Here is a 24,685-nt window from a genome sequence, read left to right as displayed (position 1 = left end):
ACCTTTTATTCTACTGATACAAGCTCAATCTTGAAGTTCAGTTCTTTTCCTGCCATCTCATGGTTTGCATCGAAAGTGATTGTTGTCTCTTCCTTAGCTGTTACCTTTACCGGAAATGGCTGTCCATACTGATTGGACAGGTAAACCTGCTGTCCCACTTCAAGGTCTTCCGCTCCCGGAAGCTCTGCAATCTCTACCGTAAAGATAGCTTCCGGATTCGGCATTCCATAAGCTTCTTCCGGCATCAGATGGATGTCCACTACCTGACCAACTTCCATATCAGCTACTGCTGCATCAAATCCTTTGATCATCTGTCCTGCACCACATACGAACTCAAGCGGCTCTCCACGATCATAAGAAGAATCAAACTGAGTTCCGTCATTGAATGTTCCTTTGTAATGTGTACGGCATTTCTTTCCAACATTCTTTCCTTCCATTGTAGTGTGTGATCCGCATCCGCCACCGCAGCTGCTTCCACAAGAATGTCCCTCTTCATGATCTCCACAGGAATGTCCTTCCTCATGATGATGATGATCACATGTAGCTCCTCTGGATACAAGCTCACCTTTCAGGTATGCCTCTACTGCCTGATCTGCATCTCCCTGTGCTCCTGAACATAATTCAACACCAGCCTCTGCAAGTGCAGTCTGTGCACCTCCGCCGATTCCTCCACAGATCAGAACATCTACATTCTGTCCTGCAAGCAGTCCTGCCAGTGCTCCGTGTCCTTCCCCATTAGAACCGATCACTTCACTGGAAACCACCTTATTATCTTCCACTTCGTACACTTTGAAAGTCTCTGTCTTTCCAAAATGCTGGAAAATATTTCCGTTGTCATAAGTTACTGCAATTTTCATTGTAAAATCCTCCGTTTCAAAATTCCCTGTCAGACTAGTATAATCCATTACGCAGGTAAAAGCAACCTTTGTGTAAATGCGACGTTGCGCTTTGTAGCAGTTACTGTTCACACGGTGTGCGACCAGCAACGCAAACAGTATCATTGACACAATCTCCTCAAGACACTATACTTGTTATAAAACTTACTCCAAACCATCAGAAAGTGAGTACAACCATGGAATATGAACACATTACCCATTCCTTTGAACCAATATATAATGAAGACTCCGAGATTCTGATTCTTGGAACTCTTCCTTCTGTAAAATCACGGGAAAATAATTTCTACTACGGACATAAACAAAATCGATTCTGGAAATTGTTGGCAAAACTTTGTGAGGAGGAAACTCCGCAGACAGTTGAAGAGAAAACGGCCATGTTGCTCCGCCACCATATCGCCATCTGGGATGTTATTCAAAGCTGTGATATCAAAGGATCCAGTGACAGCAGTATCAAGAATGTGACACCAACTGATTTGAAACAAATCTTAGATCATTGTCAGATTCGACAAATCTATGCAAACGGAAATAAAGCCGGAGCTCTTTATAAGAAATATCAGCAGCCGCTGACCGAAAGAGACATCCTTGTGCTTCCTTCCACCAGCCCGGCCAATGCCGCCTGGTCACTGGATCGTTTGTACGAAAAATGGAGTGAGATACTGAGGTAAATTATATTGCCTCAGTTCTCACTCCATTTTCATTCGAATAAATTACTATTTCAAACAACTTAGATTATTCACTAACCTGTTCTCTTCTCTGCTCAAACACTGCTGCCAGTCTCGGCAGAATCTTATTGCATGCCATCGTGTATGCCGCGCCAAATACATTTGCCCCAATACGAAGCGCTACCGCATACGGCATTCCGAACAAACCGGACGCGATCGACAATGCACCAAATGTATTAAATGCTGTCTGCCATGCATACCCTGCAGAATATCCGACTCCAATTCCTCCGATCATTCCGATGTATGGATACATTGACTCCGGAAGCACCAAATACAGGATAACAAATAACAGACATCCTACTATATTAAATGCAGCTCTCTTTCCTGCTCGTTCTTTACAGTCATCCGGGAATGGAAGACAAACAGACATACTTGCGATCCCCGCCCACATTGCTCTCGGAAGTCCAAGCAATGACATAAATAACATTGCACTGGAAACAACTAATGAAAGACGAATGTACCATCTGTTTCTTGCGGAGTTAATATTGAACTCACGAAACAAATCAAGAAATGATCTTCTATACGGTCTGTTCTTCTGATTCTTATAGAAGATTGCCATACACAATACCATTCCAACCAAAAGGCCAGCCACGCGATACAAGTACTCCTGTCCAGTCACATCATATCCTTGAAGAAGAAGATATCCAAGAACAAATGTAGAATGATTGTACATGATCACATTGTGACATCCCAGAATCATAAGAAGCAAAATACATACTATATTAATAAAGAATGCTGGAACCGGTGACACCATATTCGAAAGCTTCGGTCCTGCAATCAATATTCCAAAGATTCCGACGATGGAGGCCAATCCGTGCGTTGTACGAATCCCAAAATCTGCCTGCCGAAGAACAAGCACCGCAAGAAGCACTGTAACGCCTACTACACTGTTGTTATTCCCTGTGAAATGACTGTATAAAGAAACTACCGCCACACAAAATGCCATTACAAGATAGACTTTAAAATTATAAATAAGAATGTGGCGATACCTTTCCTTCTTGTCTTCTGTCGCTTTGATCAGCTGCTTAGATGCAACTGAACTGAGCTGTAATTCCTGATAAAATGTCATATATCTCTTCCTCCCACTGTTATTTTTTCTTCAAAAGATCGTAACTGTTCAGAGCCAACCTCTGAACAGTTGCAAAATATCAACGAGAAACTATAATACAAATCCATCTCGGAGTCAATAAAAACTTTATTAAAGTTTTCTGATAAATTTAAATTATTCGAACAATATATAGAATTTAATTTTTAGACTTTACAAAACGCAGGCTCTATGATAAGATAGTTTGTGTCGAGCGGAAGTGGCGGAATGGCAGACGCGCTAGATTCAGGTTCTAGTGGGAGTTTTATCCTGTGGGAGTTCAAGTCTCCTCTTCCGCATTGATAGAATGTGAGAGAAATCCTTGATTCAAGGATTTCTCTTATTTTTTTGTTATCTGAAATTAGCACATTTTTCGTTTTCTCAACTAGCTTTATGGCAGAATCTCAAGCCAGTATCCATCTGGATCTTTGATAAAATCATCCGTAGTCTTTCTTCTCACTTCGTGCAGATCAAGGGCCTCGTTGTAAAATTTAATAGATCGCTCCAGGTCTGATACATTGTAGTTCTCGTGAATCATCTTAAACTTCATAATTCTTCTCCTTTTGTACATTCTGTGTCTTTAATACGTGACTTATATTGCGGATATTCAGTAATAAACCGCTTAATTACATTGGCATCATTCCAGTAATGCATTGGAAAAATGACATTGCAATCTACATTTTTAAGGAAATACAGAATTCCGTCGGCATAGTGATCTCCCTGCCTCGGATCTAAAGGAACAAATGCAGCATCAAAATGCATACCCTTAATTTTCCTGATTTCTGCACGATATGCTGAAGTAAGTCTCTGGTTGTCAGCTTTCGGTTCACCATCCCAATACCAGTCATTTAAGTCGCCGGCATGATAAATGGTACCTTCCTTTGTTTTGACAATAAATGCTACACCACTATCGTTAGACAGCAATGTATCAACTTTGGTATCATTATCCAGATTATAAGTCTGATCATGATAAACATATGTAATCTTCATATCTGTCAAATGATTTCTTTTTCGTATATCATTCGCCAGGACTGCCTGATAAGTCATCCCCATATCATCAAGAATCTCAAAAATTTGAGGGTTAAAATGATCCTTATGGAAGTGACTACAAAAAACGATTACTTCTTTTTCCTTATCAAGGTGCGGTAATTCACCCTTATAATAATCAAAAATATAGTAGCAATCTTTGGTTTCAAGTAAAAATCCACTGTGGTTAATGTAAGTAATTTTCATAATATCTCCTGTATAAATTAATATTGGAAACTTCATAAAAAAATTCTGATTTCTATGTTGTTTAAATTCCTAATAAAGAATCAATCTATGATTGATTTATAATAATTCCCAAAATCGGCCAGTGCATCTATAATTGGCAGCATTTCTTTTCCAAGTTCCGTTAATCCATATTCTACTTTTGGCGGAATCTCCTGATAATCGTGCCGATAAACAAGCCCGTCATCAATCATTTGCCTGAGACTATCTGTCAGTACCTTCTGTGAAATGCCTTCAATATCTCTCTGCAGTTCATTAAAACGCCAGGGACGTTCTTTTAAATTACGTATGATCAAAAGTTCTCATTTTCCACCTATAAGGGACACGGCCGTTGCTACCGGACAAACAGGAAGTTCATCTTTTGTCTTCATTTCACATTCACCTCCAATTTTATAATAACACATACATTTTAAATAGTGATCTCACTGTGTGCGACTTTTTATAGTCTTGGTTACGTGCGTTGAAAGCATGATTCCAAGACGCAAAAATAACCGCCCGGTAGCACCTTTCTATTTATTAGACTAGCATTTCTTTTTTTCTTATGTCAAATAAATCTTTTAAGATTCTCTATCACCCCAACGCCACATCCAGAACCATCATCAAACTGAACCCAACCGCAAAGAAAACTGTACCGATATTAGAGTGCTCCCCTTGCGACATTTCCGGAATCAGTTCTTCAACCACAACATAAAGCATTGCTCCTGCTGCAAAGCTCAGTAAATATGGTAATGCCGGGATTATCAGCTGCGCAGCAATGATTGTAAGTACTGCTCCAACTGGTTCAACCACACCTGAAAGCACACCTCCTAGAAATGCCTTCCCCTTACTTTCTCCTTCGGCTCTAAGCGGCAGAGATATAATTGCTCCTTCTGGGAAATTCTGAATTGCAATTCCAAGTGATAAAGCAAGCGCACTCGCTGCTGTAATCTTTGTATTTCCTGCAAGAAGACCTGCATACATTACACCAACTGCCATCCCCTCAGGAATATTATGCAGTGTAACCGCCAGTACCATCATCGTTGTACGCCCAAGCTTACTTTTAGGTCCTTCTGACTGTTCACTTCCTACATGAAGGTGTGGAATCAAATGATCCAGCGCAAGCAAAAACAACACGCCAATCCAAAAACCGACTACCGCCGGAAAAAATGATAAAGCTCCCATATTTTCGGATTGTTCAATAGCCGGAATCAAAAGACTCCAGATGGATGCCGCAACCATTACCCCTGCTGCAAATCCTGCAAGTGCACGCTGCACCTGTTTTCTAAGTGTTTTTTTCATAAAAAGCACGCATGCTGCACCGAGCGTTGTTCCAATGAACGGAATCAGTATCCCAAGAAAAATTTCCATTTACGCATCTCCTTTCTTGGTTAGTTTTAACTAACCACTCATTTTCTAAAAATCCGTGTAAAACCGAAACTGTAATTCCACACGGATTATTTTTTCTCTAGTTCAGTATATCACTTAAGGAATTGTGTAGCAAGAAGCAACTTTTCTGCCTGATCACTTCCCCATCCAATTTTCCTGTTTTTTTCACAGTTTTCACTCAATCTTTCGATTTCTGTGCTATAATATGGCATTGCGAAAATATACGATGCTTAAACAGAGGTGAATTACTTGAAGAAGAAAACGCTTGTGCCTCTTATCGTTTTTCTACTGGGCATGTGCCTTGTTGGTTTGATTGTATACAAAACAGATGCCATTGAAAAAGAACAGAAACGCACGACCGCACAATTAAATGCAACAACTTACGGTGAACGTATAAAGAATGAGATTACTAATGGGATTGAGATCACTGATACGTTACAACAAATCTTGATCAGTGAAAATGGAGAGATCAATTATTTTGATACCATTTCCAAAAATATTATGTCCGACTCTATAGAAAGTATACAGCTCGCCCCAAATGGTGTTGTGACAGATATTTATCCTGCTGAAGGAAATGAAGCGGGCAAGATTGATCTGCTCCATGATAAAGATCGTGGAGAAATTTCCTGTTATGCGAGGAATAACCATACTTTGATCACACAAGGTCCCTTTGAATTAAAGCAAGGAGGCTATGGAATTGCAGTTCGCAATCCGGTCTACTTAAAGGATGAAAATGGACAGGAATATTTCTGGGGATTTACGATTGTTATTTTGCGTGTTCCTGATATTTTTTCAGACTCAATCAACGCACTTTCGGATTTTGGTTATAAATATAAGCTTTCGAAAACATCCTCTCCCTGGAATGACACATATGAAGTTGTTTATCAGTCAGATGGAACTTTAACAAATCCGGTTTCTTATGATTTTACAATAGGTGAAGAGAACTGGATATTTGAAGTAATGCCTGTAAGTGGGTGGAGAAATGCGAAACTTATAGCTATAGTTATCGGATTTTTTACTTCTATCGTATTTGTTCTGTCAGTTCTTATCTGGGTCTGGCTAACATCAAAAGAAAATAAAAACAAATTCCAGAAACTGGCACATATGGATTCACTTACCAATATTTATAATCGTTACGGATTTGATGAATTAGTAGAAGAAATGATTGCTAAAAATCCGAACGCTCATTATGTAGTTGCACTCTTCGATATAGATGATTTTAAGTTTATTAATGATATCTATGGACATGTTTACGGTGACAGAGCTTTAAAGAATCTTGCTGACAGTATGAAAAAATCTTTTCCATCGGATGCATTATTGGGGCGAAACGGCGGTGACGAATTCTGTATTCTTCTCCCTAATCGCACATATGATGATGCGAAAGAACAGTTACAACAATTCACTATGCTTCCAAAGATATTCTCATACAAGGGAAATGACTACCCATTTTATATTTCTCTTGGATATGCTGAATACCCTACCGCTGCATCAAACCGTGCGCAGCTCATGCGCTGTGCAGATGCCGCACTTTATGAAGTAAAACTACATGGAAAGAATGGATGTATGGCTTACAAGGAAGGACTTCAATCCGGTGTCCGCAAACAACTTGGATTTGCACTCAAGGATATCTCTGAACATCTTCCTGGTGCGTTTATTATCTACAGAGCGGATAAGGGAAATGACGAACTCTTTTATGCAAACCATGAGTTTCTCCAGATGGCCGGATATAAAGATATAGATGAGCTGTTTAAGCTTACAAAGAAGAGCTTTCGAAACCTTATCCGGGAAGATGAGCAACAGCAGATTGAGGCAAGTATCTGGCAGCAAATCGACAGCGGCAATGAAAATGACTATATTTATTTTCATCTTCAAAAAGCTGATGGAACTTACCTTTCTGTACTTGACCATGGAAGAATTGTAGAAAACCAGCAATATGGAAGAGTATTTTATGTGTTGTTTATGGACTGGGCTGATATGCATATCCGTTACAGTGATAAGTTCTCTGAATAAATAACAGATGGTGTGGGATCATATCAAAATCCCACACCATCTGTTATTTCTTTCAAGAATGCCTTTTTATAAATCTTCCTGTATTTTGACGTCACTGTTATCTGCCAGACACTGTTTTAACACAGTGATCATTTTTTCCCCATCCAATGGTTTTGCAATATGACCGTTCATTCCTGCATTTTTTGCCATCTGTATATCTTCCGCAAAAGCATTCGCAGTCATGGCAATAATCGGTATGGCGGCTTTTTTCCGGTTTTCCATCTGCCGTATCTTTGCAGTCGCTTCATATCCATTTAACCTCGGCATCTGAATATCCATGAGAATCAACGCATAATATCCATCCTCTGCTTGTCCCAGCATATCACAGCATTCCTGACCATCTTTTGCCCAGTCAGTCAAAATCCCCTCTTCTTTCAACAGTTCTATCGCAATTTCAGCATTTAATTCATTATCTTCCGCAAGAAGAATTCGCTTTCCAATACTCTTATCAGATATAACAGACTGTTCCGACTCTTTCTTTTTGTATACATCCTCTTCTGATGCAATCTCCAGTGGAATTTCCACTGTGAATTTTGTTCCTTTCCCCTGTTCGCTTTCTACATAAATCTTTCCGCCCATCAGTTCAACAAAAGATTTCACAATAGAAAGTCCAAGACCAGTACCGACCACTTTATTCTCTGTCGCTGTATGTTCTCTTGAAAATTCATCAAAAATATGTGGAAGGTATTCCTGCTTCATCCCTATTCCGGTATCTTCACAGATGAATACATACCATGCTTTTTTATCATCTGATGCTGTTTCCGTAATATTTACATGAATCGCCTGACCGTTTGGAGTATATTTGATTGCATTACTCACTATATTTAAATATATTTCCTGAAGTTTTGTCTTATCACAGACTGCATATTTATGCTGTATATTTGTATCTATCGAATATTGAATTTCCTTCGATTGGATATCAGATTCAAATACTGTATTTACAGAATAAAACATTTCGCTCAAATTCTCTGCCTGCATTTTTAACACAGCTGTTCCACTTTCAATGCGAGCCTTTTCCAGCACCTGATCAATAATCGTCATCAGAAAATTGCCCGAGGACTTGATCTTTCCTAAATACTCCCTTGCTTTTTCCTCGTTCTTAAGATTCTTTCCTAGAAGATCTGAAAATCCAATAATTGCATTCATCGGGGTTCGGATGTCATGACTCATATTAAACAGAAATCGTGTTTTTGCCTCACTTGCTTCTTTTGCCTGTTCTGCCGATTTTTTCAATTCAGCTGCATACTGCTTCTCTCGACGTTTTTTGCTGCAGATCTGATCAAAAATAGTAGCACCCATCATGGCAATTATGAGGGCTGATACAATAACAGCAATCCATTGATAAATTGAAATCCATCCCTCCTTTGGTACGATATCCACATACCATGTGTAATTAGGAATCTCACACTCTACCGTAAGGCTATTCTCAGGCATATGTTCCTGATTTTGAGCCAGAACAATCCGATCATCGGTATTCTCATCATTCGTCCATATCTCATAACAATATGACGCTTCACTTAGCCGTTCCATGCCAATTTCATCTATAAATTTATCCCAGTCGATAACTATGATCACAAACCCCCAAAAGGTGTCATTTCCTATAATATTATTCTGATAAACCGGATGGAACAGCAAAGCTCCTGTTCCTCCCTGTTTTAATTGATATGGACCTCCAAGAGTATATTTTCCTGTTTCTTTGGCACGCTTTGCGTCTCCACTGCGTTCATGCTCTGTCAGCATATTCATTCCAAAAGCCTGATCATTTCCCTGCTTTGGGAAAATATCAGTAATAACCCCATTCGGTGCGAGTTCGAATGCTTTTACAACACCTGCTTCATTCGGAAGCATTTCTGCCAATTCTGAGAATGTAGTCTGATTCAGATCATATCCTGCAAGAATCACGTTTTCAAGAAATTCTGAAAGTTCAACATACTGATCTAATTGTGCATTGATCCGCTTTACTGTACTTTGTGCAGTATAAGCAGCTGCTGTCTTTTTTTCTTTCTCTATGTTCTTTACAATAATACAGCCCAAAAGAAGTGCTGTTATAAAAATAAACAAGCCAATGATCCAACTGTATCTTTTTGTCTGTTTAGAACCGGTACTTCCCTTTTCCATTTACTGTTGCCTCTTCATCTTCAATGTTTTCTGTTGTTTTTAATTATATCATGTCATGTTTTTTCATGTCTATTTTTTTCTACAGTAAACGGATAACAAGTTCTTTCTTTGTCTGCTGCTTTCCTTCGCATTATCCTTAAGCTATTTCCTTTTTCATTGCCCTGTAACCGATCAGCACTGTCCATACATATGCACATGTTTTCGGAATCATCAGCATTCCGATCATCGGAACAACATCAGCCCACAGTACAACCGGGATATAGAAAGCAAAGCTTAAGACGATCGTCAGCCACATCCAGCGGAAAGACTGATCATTGCTTTCTTTTGCACTTTTGTAAAACAAAACGATGATAAGTAATCCCATCAGTGCAAACGGAATATTACGGTAAATGCCCCAGGAAAGCGGTGCTTCTGCACTGAGCCATTCATTCTGTGGCATCATACACGGAACAATTCTTAATCCTGCGAGTAGATAGATCGCTGCTGTAGTTGCATTGTGTCCTTTGATCTGATAACGTTCACGCCAAATATAGTAAAGAATAACATAAAAAATTGTCATTGTAACGGATGTGATCCATTTACCTAATCCTAACTGTACAGTGAAATTCTCAAGACCTGTTGTACAAAGTGCAAATGCACGTGGAACCAGGTGGAATGCATCTCCACTTCCTAAAAGAACTGCCATGATTCCAAACATGGTGAACTGACGGTTTCCTTTGCTCTTACGGATCATCAAGATTCCGATTGTAATTACCGAGATTAAATACACGGCGTCAAATAAAGTTTCTACAATTGCCTGCATAATAAATATCCCTCTTTCTTTTAAATTTATATTGAATTATGTTGTTCTGATAAAACAGACCTGCACAATTACAATCACACATAACTATGCGTACATGAACATTGTTCATTTTCGTTCAAAAAATTTCCCACAGCTACTGTGGGAATTTAATATATAGGTGACTGTTCAGAGCCAACCTCCAAAATGCTACGCATTTCGTCGGTGTGGCGTATCCGCCAAATAAAATTTCAAAAACAGTTTTAAAAATGCAAGCATTTTATACCTGTTTTTGAAATTTTGCTTGGCTCTGAACAGTTACATACAACGTTTTCTTTACAAGCATCAATACTGATGATGGATCATAATCCTGACGAATCATCGACACAAGAATCAGGGAAAACAGTATGTCTGCAAATTTTTTCTCTGTAAATTCCTGGTCAAATACATCTGCACGGACCTTCGGATCATTTCCTAAAACCTCACATAACCCATTCAGAATATGTCCCCATGTCTTCATCATTCTTTTCTTTCCACTTGTTTTTTCATCTCTCATAAAACCAAATGAATGTAATGAGAAGAACCCTGGAAACTGACGATTACCGTATTCTAATCGTTCATAGATCCATGAAATACAAGATTCGACATCGTGAAAGACCTGTTCATCTTCCGGGTGAAAAAAGATTTCATGCCAAATACTCTCTATTGTATCACTGAGCAAATCTGCCTTGGATTCATAATAATTATAAATAGTACCTGCTGATACAGAACATCGGGACGCAACAGCCCGTATACTTACGGCAGCCCATCCATTCTCCTTTATCAGATCTCTGCTGGCAGCTAATATGTCTTCTTTTGAAGTAGCAAGATGATTCACGATCTCACCTCCGATATCTCATTTCTGTATTGTGAATTTATAATGAACGATGTTCATTTTGATAATATACACCACTTAGGTAGGTTTGTCAAGACTGTTTTAACCTATTTCTTTTTTCTTATGTCAAACAGATCTTTTCAGCATTACCAGCATTGTAATAAAGCACAAACTTCCACCAATCACATTAGATATAGGTTCTGCTAAGAACACCCCTTTCGTTCCCATGTGAAATGCATACGGAAACAAATATGTAAGCGGCACAACGATAAATACTTTTCTAAGTAATGAAAAGAAAATTGCCTGCTTCTTCTTGTTCAATGATTTGAAAACGGTCTGACCAACATATTGCAGATCCATAAATATAAATGCTGCGAAATAAAGTTTCAGTGCATCTACGCAATCAGCAAGCAGTTCTCTATCTGTGCTGAAAATTCCGATTAGAAATTCCGGTTCGAAAATAATCACGCTCCACGTAATTGCTGTATAGATCAATATCATGCAAGTCAGTACGCGGATGGCTTTCTTCACTTTCATTGGGCGCCGGGCTCCATAATTATAGCTCAAGATCGGAGAAGTTCCTTCATTGATAGCATAGATCGGAGTTTCCACCATCTGACGAACACTTGATACGATCGTCATAACAGAGATATATACATCACCGCCAATTCCTGATAAGACGCTGTTACAACATATTGTTACCAGACTATTGGTCAGCTGCATGATAAACCCTGCACTTCCAAGGCTCACAATATTCTTCGCATCATCTCTACATGCTTTCCATTCTCCTTTTGACAGCACCCGCACTTTCAATTCCGCTTTCTTTCTCAAGAAATAAAATACATATGCTGCCGATAAAGTCTGGGAAATGATTGTTGCGATCGCCGCTCCTTTTATGCCTAAATTCAATCCAAATATAAACAATGGATCCAGAATCAGATTAGCAACGGCTCCAATTGTAACCGATAACATTCCTGAAGTTGCATATCCCTGCGCATTAATAAATGGGTTCATCCCTGTTGCAATCATAGATGGGACTGTTCCGATCAAATAAATCATCATGTATGGATATGCGTAAGACAGCCCTTCTTCCGACGCCCCGAACAACACCAGAATCGAACTTGCGAACAGCATTCCGATCACCATCAATGCCACTCCACAAATGCACAGCATTGAAAATGATGTATTCATGATCACTTCTGCTTTTTTTATGTTTCCTTTGCCTCGGTTAATTGAAAATAACGGGGCACCGCCACTTCCAAATAAATTGCTAAATGCAGTGATGATCACAATAATCGGAAAGCACAAGCCCACTGCTCCAAGCGCTGTTGTTCCTACTGATGGGATCCTGGCAATATAAATCCGATCCACAATGTTGTACAAAAGACTCAGTATCTGAGCCACAAGCATCGGTAACGCTGCTCCCAAAATATTTCCTGTAACTGTTCCGTGGTCGAAATCAATCTGTTTCATCTTTATAATATTATCTTAAACCAATCTTTCTCTTCAAATTCAACAACCGTACAATCATTTGCATAAGTACATTCCGGAAGTACGATCATTGCATGAAGTACCTCATTATTCGCCGGAAGTGGACACAGATGCCAGATCGCTGCATTGATCTTTACCATGCATCCCTTTGGTACAAGGAAAGCCTTCGCAAGTTCCGGAACCGGTGTTCCGCCGGAAGCAGGTGCAACATGGATAAGCATGTCGTCATCAAGAGCAACAATCCCTTCCCATGTAGTTGTATGATATTCCGCCATCTTGACAATTCTTTCGTCCTTGCGAACTTCAATCGGTGAAAATGCCATTGTTCCAACACAGGTTCCTGAGATACGGTCCGGATAGAATTTATGAATCTCTCCCTCCAGTGGATATCCCTCTGGTTCTGTCATACTGCAAAATGTTCCGTACGGTGCAAAATCTGCTGCATTAATCTTTACTGCTTTTACTTCTCTCATCGAGTAAGTCCTCCTTTGTTTTAATATAATCGTATCGCTGATGGAAAGCAGATCAGCTTGCTCCACTCTCACTACCAACTCATCACGTCTAGTATATCATAATTAATTCCAACCAGCAAAATCTCACCGCAAAACTCTTTGATTGCCGCCGGGTAGTTCCGTTTCTTAATCTGTGCTGCTACTGCATCCACATTCATATTTGCCCAGCAACATCTATCTTTTCACATATCTCTGATTTCTGCTGCGTGGCTTGTCAGGAACTGTCATCTGTATCAATTGAAGTTCTATTGCCGGATTCAGATAATTCTTGCGAAATGATTCCTTTGACTTTAGACCCAACAACTCCATCAAAGTAACTGCGGTGTACGGAACTTCGTATTCCATAACATCTAATAATCGTTTTACATATTCTGATATATTTTCCCTTTGTCCTTCCGACTGTAACAGAACTTCTTTTAAAATCTGATCAATCTGGCGCAACATAAATTCGATAAATAGATTTGAATCACCATTTACATGGCATTGCGCGATCACATTGTAATATTCTTCCTGGAATCTTTCAATCTGACTTTCTATTGGAATGTATTGAAAGAATGGCTTCCAATTTGCTAAAAGGCAAGTATGCCACAACCTTGCCATGCGTCCATTCCCGTCTGCGAATGGATGAATAAATACGAATTCATAATGAAATACGCAGGATAGGATCAATGGATGAACTTCTTCTTTTTCTCGTTCCATCCAATCAAACAGTTCTTCCATAAGATGTGGGACGAGTCTTGCCGGCGGTGCCATGAAGATGCATTCCTCTCCATTGAAAACACCCTCTTCGCCATGTCTGAAACATCCTGATTCATCTATCAGATACTTCGTCATAATCCCATGTATGTGCTTTAATTCTTCAATATCATAAGGATCAATCTCATTTATTTTCTCATATGCTTTGTATGCGTTCTTTACTTCTTGTATTTCCTTTTGTTCTCCAAGCACAAGCTTTCCATCTATGACATCTCTTACCTGTCCGATCGTCAATGAATTTGCCTCGATTTTCAAAGAAGAATAGATTGATTTAACTCTGTTATTTTTTCTCAAATGTGGCTTTGACTCCAGATTTTTTCCAGTAGTGATTCTTCCTACTTTTTCAGAAATTGATGCGACTAAATCCAGCATTGTATTTGTAAGTTTGAATGGTGGTGCATAAGTATTCATATCATTTCCCCTCGTATAACTTACTTATTATCTTGTACGTTTTCTTACTATATTATACTAGTTTTTTATTTATTTTACTATAACTTGCTTGTTATCTTATACGTTTTCTTGTCTTTTATTAATTTGCGAACATATCAAGACTTCTCTCCACATTTTCCTCAAATTATCATCACAATCAACATTTTCTCTTGACAATTCCTCAAACCTCCATATAATTATCTATGGTAATTAACCTTGGTAACTATATAGGAGTTTTATTATGACAAATGAAAAAATCAAACGCATGCTCGATGCATGTTATCAGGCAAAGCGAATTCGTGAGATGCTCCCTCCGCTTCCGGAAGGTATCATGTCATCTCACATCCGCTATATGGATATGATCCAGGAGCTTCAGAAACAGAAAGTCCATGTAAGAGTTTCTGATTTAAGTGACGTTCTGAATATCCCGCGACCGGGTGTCACAAGGACAATAAAAGAAATGGAGAAGAAAGGATTGGTACAAAAGACAGCCTCCCCAGATGATGGACGTGTCACATACTTGTCTTTGACAGAACATGGGACGGAAATCTCTGAAAAATATAATGAGAATTATTTTAATGAGCTGACGCCTTATCTTGATGATATCTCCGATGCGGACGCTGACTGCATGGTTCAAACAATCCAGAAATTTTACGACATCATGTGTGAAAGGAGCATTCAAAATGACAGATAAAACTGCTGATTTTACGCAAGGAAGCATTCTAAAGAAACTGGTAGCATTTATGATGCCTGTGCTTGGCGCACTAATCCTTCAGGCAGCGTATGGAGCGGTTGACCTTCTGGTCGTTGGAAGATTTGGTTCTACCTCCGGACTTTCTGCAGTTTCTACCGGAAGTCAGGTTCTGAATCTGGTCACTTTCGTAGTCGTCCAGTTTGCTATGGGTATCACGGTTCTGATCGCGCGTTATCTCGGCGAAAAGAAACCGGAACAGATTGGCTCCGTCATTGGCGGTGCTGCAATTGTATTTACAGCGATTTCAGTTGGATTGTTCATCGTTATGGTTTGTTTTGCACACCCGATCGCAATCCTGATGCAGGCACCTGCTGAAGCTGTCGAATTGACTACTGTTTACATCCGTATCTGCGGTGGCGGAATCTTCTTCATCGTCGCCTACAACCTGCTTTCTGCGATTTTCCGTGGACTCGGAGACAGCAAGTCTCCTCTGCTTTTTGTACTTGTCGCATGCATCATAAATGTTTTCGGTGACTTGCTACTTGTTGCAGGTTTCCACATGAACGCAGTCGGTGCCGCAATTGCAACTGTTTTCGCCCAGGCAGTCAGTGTTGTCTTCGCAGTAGTTCTTCTTATCAAAAAGAATTTGCCGTTTAAGATTATGAAAAAAGACTTCTGCCTGAATCCACAGTGCAAGAAATTCCTCATTATTGGACTCCCTCTTGCGCTCCAGGAATTCCTGACACAGATGTCATTCCTCGCACTCTGCGCTTTTGTAAACCGGCTCGGACTGGAGGCTTCTTCTGGTTACGGCGTTGCCTGTAAAATCGTAAACTTTGCAATGCTGGTACCTAGCGCACTCATGCAATCTATGGCTTCTTTCGTCTCTCAGAATGTCGGTGCCGGAAAATCAAAGCGTGCAAAGAAATCTATGTTCACCGGAATCGAAGTCGGCCTGGTTGTCGGATGTTTCGTCTTCGCTCTTGTATTTCTTAAGGGAGATGTCCTGTCCGGATTCTTCTCTACGGATGCCGACGTTATTCAGAATGGCTTTGCTTACTTGAAAGGATTCGCACCGGAAACGATTTTAACAGCCGTCCTCTTCAGCATGATCGGTTATTTTAATGGAAATGATAAGACGCTCTGGGTTATGACACAGGGACTCATCCAGACACTTCTGGTCCGTCTGCCAATGGCATACATCATGAGTATCCAGCCGAATGCCAGCCTGACAAAGATCGGTCTTGCTGCACCGGTTTCTACAGCAGTTGGAATTATGTTAAACGTTGGATTTTATGTTTATTTAAATCGGAAAAAATAGCCCCCTGCAACCGCTGCCACCGGCATTACAACCACGCAGGCGATTGCTCCGAAGATCATTGAGGCGCAATTTTCAAACATGATTTTAGAATTCAACAGTAGTTCAAACGAATATCCCTGCATCCGCAGATAGGAAAAAAGCAGAAGTGATTCTCCTAAATATGCAAACAGAAGTGTATTCACCGTTGTTCCGGTCACTTCTTTTCCTATCTGCATTCCGCTGTGAATCAGTTCTTTAAAAGTCATATCTTCTTTATGGCTTTTCACTTCATAAACAGATGTGGTAACTGTCAGTGCCATATCAAGAACAGCTCCAAGAGTACTGAGAAGTATAACAGAGACAGCAACATTTCTCATACTGATATTCAGGTTCATATTATAATAAAATACATCTTCTCCAACCTGTTGTATCTCGTTAAGACCTCCCGCCTCACTTCTCCATACAACGATATATATGAAGAAAAACAGCAACAGCATTGTGATCATAGTTGCCAGAAATGCACTCCATGTCTTTCCATTTCTACCATTTTGATAGAACAACGTAATACAGGAAATGACAACGCCGACACAAACCGTAACGAGAAGAACAGGAACTCCTGATGCCATAAGCCAGATTGCAAGACTTAAGATCAACAGATTTCCACACAAAGCAATAAGCGAAACGACACCTCTGTCTCCACCGACGACCATAATTAAAATCAGTAAAATCAATCCAAGTGTTATCAGCATTTTCCTTCTCCCTGCACCTTTCTTGCTTTCTTCTGTCTATGAAACATTCCTGGGACCTTTATCATCACAGAAGTAACCAAAATAGAAATCGGTATTGCCAGAACAATTCCTATACTTTCCACCAGAAATCTGCACAATTCACATGGAATGTGCAATTTTATAATAGTAATTAAACTCACATCATTATTCATTCGAATCAGACACATTGGGATCAGTCCACAGCCAAAGACAAACAACAGCACATTTATCATCGTTCCCATAATGTCATATCCAATTTCTCTTCCTGATTTAAATAATTCCAAAAATGTCACTTCCGGCTTCTTTTCAACGATTTCGCTTAAGGATGCAGCGATGGCGACCGCCACATCCATGATTGCTCCCAGTCCTGAGATCAGGATTTCTGCATGGAAAATTTCATCCGGATTTTCAATACTTCCAAGATACTCCATGGTCGAATAATCAAGATCTTCTGCATGATGGATTACAACATCAAAGATTCCCATGATCATTACAAGAACAATCAATGTTGTAAAAAGTGCTGCCCATGTCTTTTTATGAATCCCGTTTAATCCAACCAATGTAATAACCGCAAAAAGAATCACCAGCCCGCTGCACATTTCCAGCACATTTGATGTATCTCCCGCTTTCCAAAAACCAATTGCAAAAACAGCAACATTAAAAATAACGGTCAATATCGTAAGCGCACCCTGTCTTCCTGCAATGGTAATTAATACAAACATTAAGAATCCTACAAGTATCATAAGCTCTGTATCTCGTTTCAGTCCACGAATTCCAGAACCCATTCTCTTGCTTGTTCCATTGAGCAGTACCTTATCTCCCTTATGATATGGCTGTTTCGTCATTCCGGTATACGTGTACTCATTCGTAAAACTTATTGTCTTTCCCTTGTTTTCCCCATTTAGGATTACTCCCTGGATGTTCTGCTTATATTTTTTCTCCTTCGTCCCTCTGGTTCCTGTCTCTTCTCCTGAGACACTGGTTTCGACCTTTGTCAGTTTTGCAATGGGTGTGCTATACAACCATGCATCATTTGCAACAAAGATAATACACAGCAGATACAATATGCCAAGGATACAATATAACTTTCTTTTCTTGCTCTGTTTTATAAATTCCAACATTACTTTACTTCCATCTCGAATCTATCAAAAATCATTTTTTTATTTTAACGCAAAAAATTTTATTGTCAAGATGAATTTGAAAATGATTTTCATGTTAAAAGAACAGGACAGCACGCTAACGCGCACTGCTCTGTTCTTCTGTTCTTCTTTTCTCTATTCTACTTTGCTTCTCCCTCCGGGAAAATAATCTTATTCACGAAGAAGAATACCACCATCGACACTCCTCCGTTCAGCACGGTTGTTCCGATATTGTAAAGCCATCCCGGTACAAACATTCCGGCAACTGCAACCCAGATACAATTGATTGAGTTTACAATACATGTAACAATACAGAATGCGATCAGATACCAGAACGCCTGATACCAGATCTTTCCTTTGCTGCGGAACACAAAGCTTCTCTGGATTGGGAAGTTGATACACTCACCAACGAGCATTGCGATCATGTATGCACAGAAATACGGAAGACCTCCATGTGCCGCATCATATCCGATAATATTCCACTTAAATGTCTCACCGAATAATGTAATGTCGATTCCCGGGAAACCGAAATCAATATTCGGAAGTCCTGCGAATGCCAGTGGCAAAAACAGCAACATTACATATTTAAGTACAGTGATCAGATTACTTACGATTACGAACAATCCGCCTTCTTTGCAAGTTCTACTGCTGCCTTTGTCAACTTTTGATTCGGTTTTCTGTTACGGATATATCCCTGCTCATATGCAACAACATCCAGATCTGTTGATCCAATCACATCAAGGATTGCTTCCGGCTGTTTTGTCAGGTTATGATGCGCTTCCACATCAAATGTTTTTCCCTTTGCGTCTTCTGTTGCCTGATGTGTTGAGAAGATTACATTTAAAAGCTCATCCAGTCTCTGATCCAATACCGCTTCATCAAGATCACCATTCTCAACTGCATGAATAATATCATACATACCTGATTTTCCTGTTCCCGGCATTTCCAAATGGCTTCCGTTCTTCACACCAAGTGCATGATCATTACTTCCGCCCCAGTCAGATACAACAAAACCATCAAAGCCCCACTCATCTACCAGGATTTCCTGCAGCATATGACTGTTTTCATTTGCATAGACTCCATTTACTTCATTATAGGAAGACATGATGGACTTTGATTTACCTTCCTTAATTGCAATCTCGAATCCGGTTGTATAAATCTCACGGAACGTTCTTTCATCCACAACGGAATCATTTGCCATGCGGCGCAGCTCCTGACTGTTTGCTGCAAAATGCTTTGGACAAGCTGCAATACCCTTGCTCTGGATTCCACGAACATATGCCGCCGCCATTTTTCCTGCATGATATGGATCCTCTGAAAAATACTCGAAGTTTCTTCCGCACAGAGGACTTCTCTTAATATTAAGTCCCGGTCCAAGGATCACATTGACACCCATCGTCACTGCTTCCTCTGCAAGTGCTTCTCCAATTTCTTCTCCAAGTGCTTCGTCCCAGCTGTTTGCCACTCCTGCTGCTGTCGGAAAACAAGTTGCCGGAAGACTGGCATTCAATCCCAAATGGTCTCCTGCTCCTGCCTGTCTTCTCAGCCCATGCGGTCCATCGGACATTACCATAGACGGAATCCCATATTTTTCTAAATCAACTGTCTCCCATGTGTTCTTTCCTGACATCATAATTGCTTTCTCTGCCAGTGTCATTTTTCTGATCAACTTTTCATATTTCAGACTCATTTTGAAACCTACCTTTTATTGTGTACTATGTTACTTTGTTACCCTTCGCAGTACCTGTGATCAGTTTTCTTGCATTTTCCATATCACAAGTGTCTTTTTTACTGAACTTATCATAACACAAAAAGCAGACCGTTAAGGTCTGCTTTCATAAATGGTCGTTTTTTCTACATGAACTGTTTTAATAACATTTTTTATTTTGATTTTTTCAATAATTTCTTATACGAGAAATCGATCGCAAATGCGCCCAGCGGAGCTGTCAACACAATCGCTAAAACAGCCACGGTAAGAACGGTATCTCCGCATGCAAATCCCATCGCAAGAGGGATTCCACCGATTGCGGCTTGAACTGTTGCTTTCGGTGTATAAGCCATCATGGCAAATAATCGTTCTGTCTTCTTGAGACTTGTTCCAAGAAGACAGACGGATACACCAAGCATACGAAACACCAGTGCACCTACGATAACAACTAACGCTTTCACACCGATTTTTCCAAGATATCCGACATTCACTGTTGCTCCTACAAGCACAAACAGAAATACTTCTGCTGCCACCCACAGCTTTCCATATTTCACAGAAATCCTCTTCGCAACAACTTCTCTCTTCTTCTGCAAACCGATCCCAATGAACATGATCGCGATCAATGCTGAAAATGTAATCGCCGTATTCAAACTGTCTTCCATAACAACAAGCAACAGAGAAATACTCAAAATGATCAACACTTTCGAGGTATCTCTTATATGCACTTTCTTAAAGTAATACGCAAGACATGTCCCTATTAATAATCCAATCCCAATTCCAAGGAAAATAGAAACCGGAATATTGATAAAACTGAGTATAGATGTACTTTGTCCCTGCATCATTCCTGTAAATGTTGAAAACAGCACGATGACATAGACGTCATCCACAGATGCGCCCGCAAGAATCAGCTGCGGAATCCCCTGTTTCACGCCATAGCCTTCCTCCATCAGCTTCACCATTCTCGGTACTACAACAGCCGGTGAAACTGCTGCAAGCACAGCTCCCATGATTGCAGCTTCAAGTATAGATAATCCCATCAGCTTCGGAGCCAACAGTACAATTCCAACAATCTCAAACGTTGCCGGAACAAAACACATCATCACAGCCGGTCTTCCGATCTTTTTAAGTCCTGAAAGATCCAGACCAAGACCGGCTCTTGTAAGGATGATAATCAGCGCGATCTTTCGAAGCTCGGCTGAGATTCCAAGAATACTGTCATCCAACAGATTCAGTACATATGGGCCGAGTATCATCCCCGTGATCATCATTCCAAGCAAGCTTGGCAGTTTGATTTTCTTACAGATCCAGCCCATAGACATTCCTACAAGCAAGATCAAAGCAATACTTAGTAACATCTATTAAATTGCAAGCAAGTTCTTAATTGCTTCCATGTAAATCTGTACTGCTTCTTCAACTTCAGATACGAGTGTGTACTCGTCGGCACCGTGGATGCGGTAATCTACGCCCGGTTTCTCCGGTCCGAATGCGATGATATTTTTTAAGGACTTCGCATATGTTCCACCACCGATTACTAACGGTTTGTTCTCTGTATCTCCTGTTACATCTGTATAAGCTTTGTACAGTGCCTCTACAAGTGGAGACTCTTTCGGGAAGAACAATGGTTTTGTAGTTGTGTGGATCTCAATGCGTCCGTTCTCGTCTTCGAGCTTTCCTTCGCACATCTTGAGCATATCTTCTACAGAATATGTTACCGGGAATCTGATATCGATTGTAGCGGAGATCACACCGTCTTCTTTCTTAACGATTCCGTTACAGAATGTAAGCTCTCCAAACTCATCTGCACATTTCAGTCCAATTCCTGATCCGTCACATGCTGTACCAATGTGTGAGTTATAGAATTCTACGAAATCATCTTCAAATCCGGCTTTTGCAAGACAATCAAAGATAACTCCTGCAGCATTAACTCCAAATGCCGGTGTACTTGCATGTGCAGATACTCCCTTTGCATAAATAGTGATCTTTCCATCTTCCTCTGTTACTTTGTATTCCTGAAGTTTTGTCTCTGCGAAAGCAGCTTCCAGTCTGTCTTTCAGTCCTTCTTCTGCCGGAATCTCTGCTGTACATGCATCACATACGGCATTGAATACAAATCCACCATTGATAGAAATAATCTTTGTATTCTTAGAAGTTGCCAGCATGCCAAGCATACCTTTCTCTCCGTGAATACATGGGTAATTTGCATCCGGTGTGAATCCACAAGATAACTCTTCTGCCACTTCATTATAATGCTCCATACATCTGGAACCATTTTCCTCATTACATCCCATGATCAGACGAACTCTCTTGTTGAGCTTCACACCTGAATCACGAAGAAGCTTCATTGCATAAAGCGCTTCCATAACAGGTCCTTTATCATCTGTTGTTCCACGTCCGTAAACATAATCTCCTTCTCTTGTCAGCTTGAATGGATCATAGGTCCAGTCACCGCCCGCCGGTACAATATCCAGATGTCCTGCGATACCAACGATCTCTTCGCCTTCTCCCATCTCTGCATATCCACAGTAGTTATCCAGGTTCACTGTCTTGAATCCGAGTTCATCTGCAATCTGCAGTGCTTCGTGAAGAACCTTTGCCGGTCCCTCTCCAAATGGCATTCCTTCTGCCGGTGTTCCAAGCTGTGAATCTATCGCTACAAGTCTTTCCATATTGCTTAACAATTCTTCTGTTGTTGCATGAATCTTTTCTTTGATATCCATTATTTTCATCCTTCCTTTTTTACTGTTTTCTATCATATGATGCGAGTGTCAAAAGTAAATTTTGCCACTCTCTGATGTAACCGGATTGCTCCATTGCTATGCAATTCCCGCAATCCTCGAATACCTCAAACTCCCATAAAATGGTGTGTTCACACCATTTTATTCCGTTTTCGGTGTTCGGCGTGTCAAAAAGTATAAATTGCTTATTTGTGCGAGCACAAACGCAATTTATACTTTTTGACACTTACATCATCATATCATGTATCGTGAAAAATTTCCAGTCTTCCCTTAACGAAATTATCAACATTTTGTCTATAATCTGGATTAAACAATTCTTCCGTTTTAGATTATATACTCTTAATAAATTTTACTTTTCTTTAGCTTTCGTGACACGAGGTGTTCACAATTCTTCCGTATAATAACATCATCAAGTTGATACAAATGAATTACAAAAGTATCATACATAGAAAAGAAGACGGTGATTGTATTAGCGACAGATCTTTTATGATTGCCGGACTTCGACCAAAAATTACGAATAGTTTATATAGATAATGGCCCGGTGCAGTGCACCGGGCCACGTTTTTGTTATTATATTTTCTTAACCTCTTTTTCCATTTTTCAGATCTTCCACGATTTCATTGTAACGTTTTTTATTCAAACGATAGAAGAACAGAACAACTGCTGTGACAATCCACAAAATTCCTGGAATTGTTGAAAATGCATGTTTCATAACTGCAATTACTTCCGGATTCTGTACCTGATTTGCCACATATCCATATTTACCAAGCAGAGCTGCAAGGAGTGCAGTACCTATAGCCATTCCGATTTTATTTCCAAGAGAAACAAATGCATACTGGAATCCATCATTTCTAAGTCCTGTTTTCCACTCACCGTATTCCACACAATCCGGAATGATTGCATAGATTGCAGTGTTAAATCCTGAAAAGAAGAACTGTGTAATACCTGCCAATGCATAGAATACAATTGGAGATTCTTTTACATTAAAGAAGAACATTACAAGCATAGCGATTCCTGTAAGTAATGCAAAAACAGATGCTGTTCTTCCTTTATTATTCAACTTGCGGAATACCGGCTGGAAGCAAGCTGCACCGATAATTGAAGGAATAATAATACACATGGAATATGTTGTATAATAGGAAGCATCTCCTTCTACATAAGTGAAATAATATAAAATATCTGCATTTCTTCCATATAATGTGAAACCAAACAGCACCTGTCCAACTAATGCAAGCAGATATGGTCTATTCTGCATAACGGCCTTCAGTTGTACTTTAATGGAGATTTTTTCTTTCTCCGGAATTGTCACCTGCTCTTTTGTCTTTGCAAAACAGAAGAAATGACATGCAGCAAAGATGCATCCGTAAATAATTGCAACAAACAGATAACCGTTCTTTACACTGTTGCTTCCAAGCCTGCTGATCAGTGGCACTGTTACGATATTGATGATTCCGATTGCGATCATTGCTGCTACGGAACGAGATGTATTGATCTTGGCACGCTCATCAATATCCTGTGTCATAGCACCGCAAAGTGTTCCATATGGAATGTTTACACAGGTGTATCCTAAGACGAGAAGACAGTATGTAATTACCATGTAAACTATTTTCGATGTATTTGACCAATCTGGGTGTGCCCAGAAAGAAAGGATCAAAAGCACTGATGTGATCGGTGCTGCCACCAACAGCCATGGACGGTATCTTCCCCATCTTGTGTTTGTTTTATCTGTTAATCCACCTACGATCGGATCATTGACCGCATCCCAGAATCTTGAAAAAAGCATTAATGCTGATACTGCCGCCATACTGATTCCAAATACATCTGTATAGAAAATCATTAAAAAGTTACTGACAAACATCCAGCTAAAGTTACATCCGACATCTCCGAAACCATATGCAATCTTGCTGATCAGAGGCACTTTTCCATTATTACTCTCGTTTTCCATTAATTACCTCCTAGTCAGAGTTTCTGATAAAACTCTGTCCTCTCTTGATTCGAT

Annotated in this window: 21 protein-coding genes, 1 tRNA gene and 3 pseudogenes; 5 read left to right on the top strand and 20 right to left on the bottom strand. The window is 39.9% G+C overall.

The window, feature by feature from the left end; all coding sequences use genetic code 11:
* Window positions 1–5 precede the first annotated feature (5 nt).
* Window positions 6–857: an FKBP-type peptidyl-prolyl cis-trans isomerase gene (locus tag LI162_RS09785; protein WP_208913486.1), complete on the bottom strand. Its 852-nt coding sequence runs from the start codon at window positions 855–857 to the stop codon at window positions 6–8.
* Window positions 858–1,072: 215 nt separating this feature from the next.
* On the opposite strand from LI162_RS09785, the gene LI162_RS09780 reads away from it, so the two are divergent.
* The gene (locus tag LI162_RS09780; RefSeq protein WP_015529950.1) at window positions 1,073–1,561 is read left to right on the top strand and encodes a DNA-deoxyinosine glycosylase; all 489 of its coding nucleotides are present in this window, start codon (window positions 1,073–1,075) and stop codon (window positions 1,559–1,561) included.
* Window positions 1,562–1,625: 64 nt separating this feature from the next.
* Here LI162_RS09780 and LI162_RS09775 read toward each other — a convergent pair whose 3' ends face one another.
* On the bottom strand, window positions 1,626–2,687 hold the full coding sequence (locus LI162_RS09775) for an FUSC family protein (RefSeq protein WP_227156405.1): 1,062 nt from the start codon (window positions 2,685–2,687) through the stop codon (window positions 1,626–1,628).
* Window positions 2,688–2,916: 229 nt separating this feature from the next.
* Here LI162_RS09775 and LI162_RS09770 point away from each other — a divergent pair.
* Window positions 2,917–3,001: transfer RNA gene (locus tag LI162_RS09770), tRNA-Leu, on the top strand.
* 131 nt (window positions 3,002–3,132) lie between these two features.
* Here the strand turns inward: LI162_RS09770 and LI162_RS09765 are convergent.
* From LI162_RS09765 to LI162_RS09750, 4 genes and pseudogenes are all read right to left on the bottom strand, one after another.
* Window positions 3,133–3,252: pseudogene (locus LI162_RS09765) on the bottom strand (VOC family protein); the annotation flags it as partial.
* Complete coding sequence (locus LI162_RS09760; protein ID WP_055146502.1) at window positions 3,249–3,935, bottom strand: MBL fold metallo-hydrolase; 687 nt, start codon at window positions 3,933–3,935, stop codon at window positions 3,249–3,251. The pseudogene LI162_RS09765 and the gene LI162_RS09760, both read right to left, overlap by 4 nt.
* Window positions 3,936–4,015: 80 nt before the next feature.
* Window positions 4,016–4,342: pseudogene (locus LI162_RS09755) on the bottom strand (winged helix-turn-helix transcriptional regulator).
* Between the two features lie 199 nt (window positions 4,343–4,541).
* The gene (locus LI162_RS09750) at window positions 4,542–5,318 is read right to left on the bottom strand and encodes a ZIP family metal transporter (RefSeq protein ID WP_055146496.1); all 777 of its coding nucleotides are present in this window, start codon (window positions 5,316–5,318) and stop codon (window positions 4,542–4,544) included.
* A gap of 258 nt (window positions 5,319–5,576) precedes the next feature.
* Between LI162_RS09750 and LI162_RS09745 the strand changes: the two genes are divergently transcribed.
* Window positions 5,577–7,346, top strand: a complete 1,770-nt coding sequence (locus LI162_RS09745; RefSeq protein WP_227156403.1) for a diguanylate cyclase domain-containing protein — start codon at window positions 5,577–5,579, stop codon at window positions 7,344–7,346.
* Window positions 7,347–7,412: 66 nt separating this feature from the next.
* On the opposite strand, the gene LI162_RS09740 is transcribed toward LI162_RS09745, so the two are convergent.
* The 7 genes from LI162_RS09740 to LI162_RS09715 form a co-directional block, all read right to left on the bottom strand.
* Entirely contained in the window at window positions 7,413–9,503 is a 2,091-nt protein-coding gene (locus LI162_RS09740) for an ATP-binding protein (protein ID WP_227156393.1), read from the bottom strand.
* A gap of 136 nt (window positions 9,504–9,639) precedes the next feature.
* Window positions 9,640–10,305: a hypothetical protein gene (locus LI162_RS09735; RefSeq protein ID WP_227156391.1), complete on the bottom strand. Its 666-nt coding sequence runs from the start codon at window positions 10,303–10,305 to the stop codon at window positions 9,640–9,642.
* A gap of 256 nt (window positions 10,306–10,561) precedes the next feature.
* Window positions 10,562–11,158 carry a TetR/AcrR family transcriptional regulator gene (locus LI162_RS09730; RefSeq protein WP_055173165.1) on the bottom strand — a complete coding sequence of 199 codons (597 nt, stop codon included), beginning with the start codon at window positions 11,156–11,158 and terminating at the stop codon, window positions 10,562–10,564.
* 123 nt (window positions 11,159–11,281) lie between these two features.
* A complete protein-coding gene (locus LI162_RS09725) occupies window positions 11,282–12,628 on the bottom strand; it encodes an MATE family efflux transporter (RefSeq protein WP_227156389.1) in 1,347 nt (448 codons plus the stop codon).
* Between the two features lie 2 nt (window positions 12,629–12,630).
* Complete coding sequence (locus LI162_RS09720) at window positions 12,631–13,119, bottom strand: ureidoglycolate lyase (RefSeq protein ID WP_015529939.1); 489 nt, start codon at window positions 13,117–13,119, stop codon at window positions 12,631–12,633.
* A gap of 71 nt (window positions 13,120–13,190) precedes the next feature.
* The gene (locus LI162_RS15590) at window positions 13,191–13,316 is read right to left on the bottom strand and encodes a hypothetical protein (RefSeq protein WP_255616142.1); all 126 of its coding nucleotides are present in this window, start codon (window positions 13,314–13,316) and stop codon (window positions 13,191–13,193) included.
* A gap of 16 nt (window positions 13,317–13,332) precedes the next feature.
* Entirely contained in the window at window positions 13,333–14,325 is a 993-nt protein-coding gene (locus tag LI162_RS09715; RefSeq protein WP_227156387.1) for a Fic family protein, read from the bottom strand.
* A 259-nt stretch (window positions 14,326–14,584) separates the two neighbouring features.
* Between LI162_RS09715 and LI162_RS09710 the strand changes: the two genes are divergently transcribed.
* On the top strand, window positions 14,585–15,037 hold the full coding sequence (locus LI162_RS09710) for a MarR family winged helix-turn-helix transcriptional regulator (RefSeq protein WP_020436586.1): 453 nt from the start codon (window positions 14,585–14,587) through the stop codon (window positions 15,035–15,037).
* Window positions 15,027–16,358, top strand: coding sequence for an MATE family efflux transporter (locus LI162_RS09705; RefSeq protein WP_227156385.1), 1,332 nt, complete (start codon window positions 15,027–15,029; stop codon window positions 16,356–16,358). The genes LI162_RS09710 and LI162_RS09705 overlap by 11 nt, the downstream gene beginning before the upstream one ends.
* Here the strand turns inward: LI162_RS09705 and LI162_RS09700 are convergent.
* The 7 genes and pseudogenes from LI162_RS09700 to LI162_RS09670 all read right to left on the bottom strand — a co-directional run bounded on the left by LI162_RS09700 (window position 16,337) and on the right by LI162_RS09670 (window position 24,631).
* Window positions 16,337–17,086, bottom strand: a complete 750-nt coding sequence (locus LI162_RS09700; protein WP_020436588.1) for a YibE/F family protein — start codon at window positions 17,084–17,086, stop codon at window positions 16,337–16,339. The genes LI162_RS09705 and LI162_RS09700 overlap by 22 nt on opposite strands.
* Complete coding sequence (locus tag LI162_RS09695; RefSeq protein ID WP_020436589.1) at window positions 17,080–18,225, bottom strand: YibE/F family protein; 1,146 nt, start codon at window positions 18,223–18,225, stop codon at window positions 17,080–17,082. Before LI162_RS09695 ends, LI162_RS09700 begins: the two co-directional genes overlap by 7 nt.
* Before the next feature lie 158 nt (window positions 18,226–18,383).
* Window positions 18,384–18,866, bottom strand: a complete 483-nt coding sequence (locus tag LI162_RS09690) for a GtrA family protein (protein WP_020436590.1) — start codon at window positions 18,864–18,866, stop codon at window positions 18,384–18,386.
* Window positions 18,866–19,933 (bottom strand): annotated as a pseudogene (locus LI162_RS09685) (glycoside hydrolase family 3 N-terminal domain-containing protein); the annotation flags it as partial. The pseudogene LI162_RS09685 and the gene LI162_RS09690, both read right to left, overlap by 1 nt.
* A 191-nt stretch (window positions 19,934–20,124) precedes the next feature.
* Window positions 20,125–21,306 carry a cation:proton antiporter gene (locus LI162_RS09680; protein ID WP_055173159.1) on the bottom strand — a complete coding sequence of 394 codons (1,182 nt, stop codon included), beginning with the start codon at window positions 21,304–21,306 and terminating at the stop codon, window positions 20,125–20,127.
* Between the two features lie 3 nt (window positions 21,307–21,309).
* Window positions 21,310–22,668 carry a M20 family metallopeptidase gene (locus LI162_RS09675; RefSeq protein ID WP_181968182.1) on the bottom strand — a complete coding sequence of 453 codons (1,359 nt, stop codon included), beginning with the start codon at window positions 22,666–22,668 and terminating at the stop codon, window positions 21,310–21,312.
* 598 nt (window positions 22,669–23,266) lie between these two features.
* Window positions 23,267–24,631 carry an MFS transporter gene (locus LI162_RS09670; RefSeq protein ID WP_227156383.1) on the bottom strand — a complete coding sequence of 455 codons (1,365 nt, stop codon included), beginning with the start codon at window positions 24,629–24,631 and terminating at the stop codon, window positions 23,267–23,269.
* Window positions 24,632–24,685: the final 54 nt, after the last annotated feature.

This window comes from Mediterraneibacter sp. 210702-DFI.3.120, assembly GCF_020561005.1.
GTDB classification, from domain to species: Bacteria; Bacillota; Clostridia; order Lachnospirales; family Lachnospiraceae; genus Mediterraneibacter; species Mediterraneibacter faecis.
Note: the sequence above shows the minus strand (reverse complement) of the source record. Positions and strands in the feature narration are given on the sequence as shown.